Origin of the sequence: Guyparkeria sp., from assembly GCF_046540515.1 — a bacterium.
In the GTDB taxonomy this organism is placed as follows: domain Bacteria; phylum Pseudomonadota; class Gammaproteobacteria; order Halothiobacillales; family Halothiobacillaceae; genus Guyparkeria.
Genome location: NZ_JBKHFB010000096.1, coordinates 1 through 5,468 on the forward strand (window position 1 = coordinate 1; position 5,468 = coordinate 5,468).

A 5,468-nucleotide genomic window follows, 5' to 3' on the forward strand; every position below is an offset into this window, starting at 1 on the left:
CGAGTCCCGGGGCGAGTATCGCTATCGGGCCGGGGATGACGACATGATATGGGTGCAGCAGAATGTCTCGCGCCTGTGCGGACTGGAACGGAGCTCCGAAACCTTCGTCGTGCTCCTGACCGACATCACCTCCCGCAAGCGGTACGAGCGGCTGCTCAAGCACGAGCGCCGACAGATGGACCGGGTGCTCCACTCGGCCGGCGAGGGCATCATCGGCGTGGATGCCGACGGGCGCGCGGTCTTCGTCAATGCGGCCGCCGAGCGGATCAGCGGTTATGACGCCGCGGAATTCAAGCGCCGTGACCTGCACGACCTTCTGCATCATCACCACGGCGACGGCACCCCGTACCCGCGGGAGGACTGCCCCATCCAGGCGGCCTTGCGGGACGGTCGTGAGCGCCGGGTGCAGGACGATGTCTTCTGGCGGGCCGATGGCCAACCCGTTCCGGTGGAATACGTGGTCGGGCCGATCGAGCATGACGAGGCCGGCGGGGCGGTCGTGGTCTTCCAGGACATTACCGAGCGGCGCCGCATGGAGGCCGAACTGGAACGTCGGGCGACCACCGACCGGATGACTGGGGTCTTCAACCGGGCGCACCTGGAGGACCTGATGCGCGAGGAGAGCGAGCGCTCACGCCGCTCCGGGGCGCCGCTGAGCCTGGTGATGTTCGACATCGACCACTTCAAGGCCGTCAACGACTCATACGGTCATGCGGCCGGCGATCGCGTGCTGTGTGCCCTGGTCGAGCGAGTGAGAGGCGAGTTGCGGACGAACGATCGTCTCGGGCGCTGGGGCGGGGAGGAATTCATGCTCCTGCTGCCGGATACGGATCAGGCGGGAGCGATCGCGATGGCCGAGCGTCTGCGTGAATGTGTCGGCGAGCGGCCGTTCGCGTCGGTTGGCAGGGTCACGATCAGCCTCGGTGCCGGGGAATGGTGCTCGGGCGAGCCGGTCGACTCCTTTCTCAGGCGGCTCGACCGGGCCCTCAATCGGGCGAAGGAGTCGGGGCGCAACCGGGCCTGTGACACGACCCCTTGTGACTGAAACGGATGCCGACGGATCGATTGGAGAAGGTTGAGGACGAGAACGAAAAAACCCCGCTCGGGTGGCGGGGTCTCTGACGATGGCGACCGTGGGGTCGCGCCGGTCAGATCGACTTGATGCGGTTGACCAGGGTGGACTTGCGACGCGCAGCGGTGTTGCGCTTGAGAATGCCCTTGGTCACCATCCGGTCGAGGACCGGCTGGGCAGCACGGTAGGCTTGCTGCGCCTTGTCCGCATCACCGTCCTTCACGGCCTTGATGACGGCCTTGTAGGCGGTGCGTACCTGCGAGCGCATTGCCATGTTGTGCTGGCGGGCTTTCTCCGCCTGGCGAACGCGCTTTTTGGCTTGAGCGGTATTGGCCACGGGTAGACTCCTCGATTCGGCTATAAGACGGGTGAGCTTGATGGAAACATCAATTCAAGGCGCGGGATTATGCCATACGGTCGGATGGAGTCAAGGGAAAGCCGGCACTAATCGGCCGGTCGCGCGCAAGGCGTGGGAATGAGGCCAAGCCTGCCTCCCGACCGCTGACGGGGTCGTCCCCGATCCCCACCGTCCGACCCACGCCCCTGCGGTATCCTCCCACACATGACTCGCCACGTCCCTGCCTCGCCGCTCCCCACGGCTGCTTCCTCCGTGTCGTCCGCCTGGACGGTGGTGGTGCCGGGGCCGTTCTTTGGCGGCTTCACCTATCACCTCGATCGGGCCGGCGGGCCGTGTCCCGTCCCGGGCGTGCGCGTGCGCGTACCGTTCGGTCAGTCCGAGCGGGTCGCCGTGGTGATCGAACCGGTCCGGGAGAAAGACGAGCAGGAGACGCGCCCGATCCTCGAGGTGCTCGACGAGGCGCCGCTGCTCGATGAGCGCACGCTGGCCTGCCTGCGCTGGGCGGCCGCCTATTACCACCATCCGCTGGGCGAGGTCGTGTTCGCTGCCCTGCCCAAGGTGTTGCGTGGGGAGCGTCGGCTCGAAGTCGAGGCCCTGTCGCCGACCTCGGCCGGCCGGGCGGCACTGGAAGAGGGGGCACCGAGAGGCGAGCGGCAGCGTGAGGCACTGTCCGCGCTGGCGGCAGCGGTTGCCCCGGTGCCGGTGGCCAGGCTGGGGCCGGCCGCCGTCCGGCGCCGGCTGGTCGAGAAGGGCTGGGCCGAGCCGACCCGGATCACGGCACCCGCGGAATGGCCCGTGCCGGCCGAGCCGGGAAGCGAGGCGGCGCCCACCCTCAACGCCGAGCAGCAGGACGCCGTCGAGGCGGTCGCCTCCGCGGGTGACGGGTTCCGGGCCTGGCTGTTGCACGGGGTGACCGGCAGCGGCAAGACCGAGGTCTATCTTGCCCTGATCGAGCGCGAACTCGCCGCCGGTCGCCAGGTGCTGGTCGTGGTGCCCGAGATCTCGCTCACCCCGCAACTGATCGATCGGTTTGCCCGGCGCCTGGCGGTACGTCCTGCCGTGCTGCATTCGGGGCTGGCCGACGGCGAGCGCCTGACCGCATGGCGCGCGGTTGCCGCCGGGACGGCCGGGCTGGTGATCGGCACGCGCTCGGCGGCCTTCGTGCCACTGGCCCGGCCGGGCCTGATCATCGTCGACGAGGAGCACGATGCCGCGCTCAAGCAGCAGGAGGGGTTTCTCTACCATGCCCGCGACGTGCTGGTCTGGCGCGCGCGACAACTCGATGTCCCCATTGTGCTCGGCTCTGCCACCCCGTCGCTCGAGAGCCTGCGTCATGCCTGGGAGGGGCGGTACGGGCACCTGCGCCTGACCGCGCGGGCCAGTGGAGCGCGCATGCCGGCCATTCACTGCCTGGACGTGCGTGGCCAGACGATGGTGGCGGGACTTTCCCCGGCGTTGCTGCGCGCGATCGAGCGCCACCTGCTCGCCGGGGGACAGGTGATGCTCTATCTCAACCGGCGCGGTTATGCGCCCAGCCTGGTCTGCCATGCCTGTGGTTATGTCGCCGGCTGCCCGCATTGCGACGCGTTCCTTACCTGGCACCGGCAGATCGGCCGCCTGCGCTGTCATCACTGCGGCTTCGAGCAGGGTGTGCCGGCGGACTGTCCCTCCTGCCAGGCACCGCTCTCGGTGCGCGGCATGGGCACCGAGCAGCTCGAGGACGTGCTCGCCGCGCGCTTCCCCGGCTTCGGGATCGTGCGGCTGGACCGCGACGCCACTGCCGGCAAGGGGGTGATGGCCGACAGCCTGGCGCGCATCGCTCGTGGCGAGGCCCGGCTGGTGGTAGGCACCCAGATGCTGGTCAAGGGACACGACTTCCCCGGGGTGACTCTGGTGGGGGTGGTCAATGCCGACCAGGCCCTGTTCGCCTCGGACTTTCGCGGCCCCGAGCGGTTCGCCCAGTCGCTGCTGCAGGTGGCGGGACGGGCCGGCCGCGCCGAGCGTCCGGGCGAGGTGCTGGTGCAGACGCACGACCCGGATCATCCCGTGCTGCGCCGGTTGCTGGCTGAGGACTACGAGGCGGTGATGGCTGCCCAGCTCGCCGAACGGGAGCAGGCCGAGTTGCCGCCGACGCGGTTTGCCGGCCTGATCCGTGCCGATGCCCCGCAGGCGGATACCGCCCGCACCTTCCTGGAGAAGGTGGCCGAGGAACTGCGCGAAAGCAGCGGCGAGGATCTGTCGGTCTGGGGGCCGGTGCCGGCGCCGCTGGCGAGGCGGGCCGGACGCTACCGGTTCCAGCTGTTGCTGCTCGCGCGGGTGCGCAGCACGCTCCACCGCGCCCTGTGGCAGGTGGACGACTCCGTCGGCAGTCGTCGACTGGGTGGACGGTTGCGCTGGTCGATCGATGTCGACCCGATCGACCTGGCCTGAAGGCGGCGGCCGGCTGGTGGATTACACTGTGTTCAGCCCGCCTGTTCTGGGGCGAAAATACCGACGTGGGAGAGTAAAGACGTGAAGAAAATCGAAGCGATTATCAAGCCGTTTCGGCTCGACGATGTGCGTACCGCGCTGATGGACCTGGGCATCAACGGTCTGACCGCCACCGAGGTCAAGGGCTTCGGTCGACAGAAGGGACACACCGAGCTCTACCGTGGCGCCGAGTACGTGGTCGACTTCCTGCCCAAGGTAAAGCTCGAAGTGGTCATCAGCGACGACCAGGAGGACTCGGTCGTCGATGCCATCGTCAAGGCGGCCTACTCGGGCAAGATCGGCGACGGCAAGATCTTCGTCTCGCCGGTCGAGCGCGCGGTACGTATCCGCACCAGCGAGGAAAACGAGGACGCGCTCTGAGGCTCGCCTCGACCTGGTCGGGCGGTCAGCCCCCGATCAGGCGCTCGAGGCGGTAGGGCGTCGGGTCGATGGCCGTGGGGCGTCCGGCCATTCGGTCGGCGAGCAGGTTCGCCGTGGCCGGTGCCATGGCCAGCCCATTGCGAAAACCGCCGGTATTGACCCACAGGTTCTCGATCTCCGGGTGTGCGCCCAGCAGCGGGATCTCGTCGACCGAGCCCGGACGCAGCCCCGCCCACCGGTGCGTGATACGGGCGCCGGTCAGACGCGGCCAGAGTCGACATGCCTTGTCGTGCAGGCATTCCTGTGTCGCCTCGTCCACCGACTTGTCGAAGCCGGCGTGTTCCACCGTCGAGCCCACTACCACCGAGCCGTCACGGCGCGGAATCACGTAGACGCCCTCGTCCATCAGGATGCGGTCCAGCCCGTTCTCGGGGCGGGGCTCGAGGCGCAGCATCTGCCCACGGACCGGAAACAGGCTGCCCGCCGGCAGCCCCGGGACGAGGGCCTCGCTCCAGGCGCCGGCCGTTACCACCACGCGCGCGGCATGCATCTCGCCCTTGCGGGTAGCCACCCCGACCACCCGTCCTTCCTCGTACAACAGTCCCTCGGCAGCGCGGTGCTCGAACAGCTCGATGCCGCGGCTCGGCAGGGTGTCGATCAGGGCGTCGATCAGGTAGGGATTGCGGACATTGGCGACCTCGGGCAGCCACAGTGCCGGGGCATTCCCGGAGTTGCCTTTGGCATTGCGGTTGCGCCACTCATGGGCGATGCCGACGGAGTCAAGCGTCGCGCTGATCGTCGCGGCGGACTCGCCGGCACCGACGGGATCGAGGATTTCCATGCCGGTGACCCAACGCTCCGGGTCGACGGGCGATTCCAGCGAGGCGAGCAACTCGGGGTAGCGGCGCATGCCCTCCGCGGCGAGATCGAGGACCGGCTGGGGGTACCGCCAGGCATACAGTGGACAGAGGATGCCACCGCCGGCCCAGGAGGCCTCGGTGCCGGCGCGGTGGCGATCGAGAACGGCCACCCTGGCGCCGTCGCCCTGCAGGGCGAGTGCGCTGGTCAGGCCGGCGATGCCGGCGCCGACGACGATGATGTCGAATCGGGTCGAGCTCACGGGAGGGTCATGCCCCCTGGCGGGCGCTGCCGGACATGGTGCCGATGGGCGGCCCGATCGTGCCTAGG

The 5,468-nt window shown here is 68.9% G+C and carries 5 protein-coding genes; 3 read left to right on the forward strand and 2 right to left on the reverse strand.

The annotated features are described in order from the left end of the window. The coding region (locus ACLFRM_RS08870) for a diguanylate cyclase (protein ID WP_410755380.1) at nt 1-1,045 on the forward strand (1,045 nt) is incomplete at its 5' end. A 103-nt stretch (nt 1,046-1,148) separates the two neighbouring features. Here ACLFRM_RS08870 and rpsT read toward each other — a convergent pair. Continuing rightward, nucleotides 1,149-1,409 (reverse strand): 30S ribosomal protein S20, encoded by a 261-nt coding sequence (rpsT, locus tag ACLFRM_RS08875; protein WP_372591717.1) that lies wholly within the window; start codon nt 1,407-1,409, stop codon nt 1,149-1,151. Between the two features lie 273 nt (nt 1,410-1,682). Between rpsT and ACLFRM_RS08880 the strand changes: the two genes are divergently transcribed. Together ACLFRM_RS08880 and ACLFRM_RS08885 are read left to right on the forward strand one after the other, a co-directional pair. After that, nucleotides 1,683-3,860 carry a primosomal protein N' gene (locus ACLFRM_RS08880; protein ID WP_410755381.1) on the forward strand — a complete coding sequence of 726 codons (2,178 nt, stop codon included), beginning with the start codon at nt 1,683-1,685 and terminating at the stop codon, nt 3,858-3,860. 81 nt (nt 3,861-3,941) lie between these two features. Next, on the forward strand, nt 3,942-4,280 hold the full coding sequence (locus tag ACLFRM_RS08885; protein ID WP_136867767.1) for a P-II family nitrogen regulator: 339 nt from the start codon (nt 3,942-3,944) through the stop codon (nt 4,278-4,280). Nucleotides 4,281-4,305: 25 nt separating this feature from the next. Here ACLFRM_RS08885 and ACLFRM_RS08890 read toward each other — a convergent pair whose 3' ends face one another. After that, nucleotides 4,306-5,400 carry an NAD(P)/FAD-dependent oxidoreductase gene (locus ACLFRM_RS08890; protein ID WP_410755383.1) on the reverse strand — a complete coding sequence of 365 codons (1,095 nt, stop codon included), beginning with the start codon at nt 5,398-5,400 and terminating at the stop codon, nt 4,306-4,308. Between the last annotated feature and the right edge of the window lie 68 nt (nt 5,401-5,468).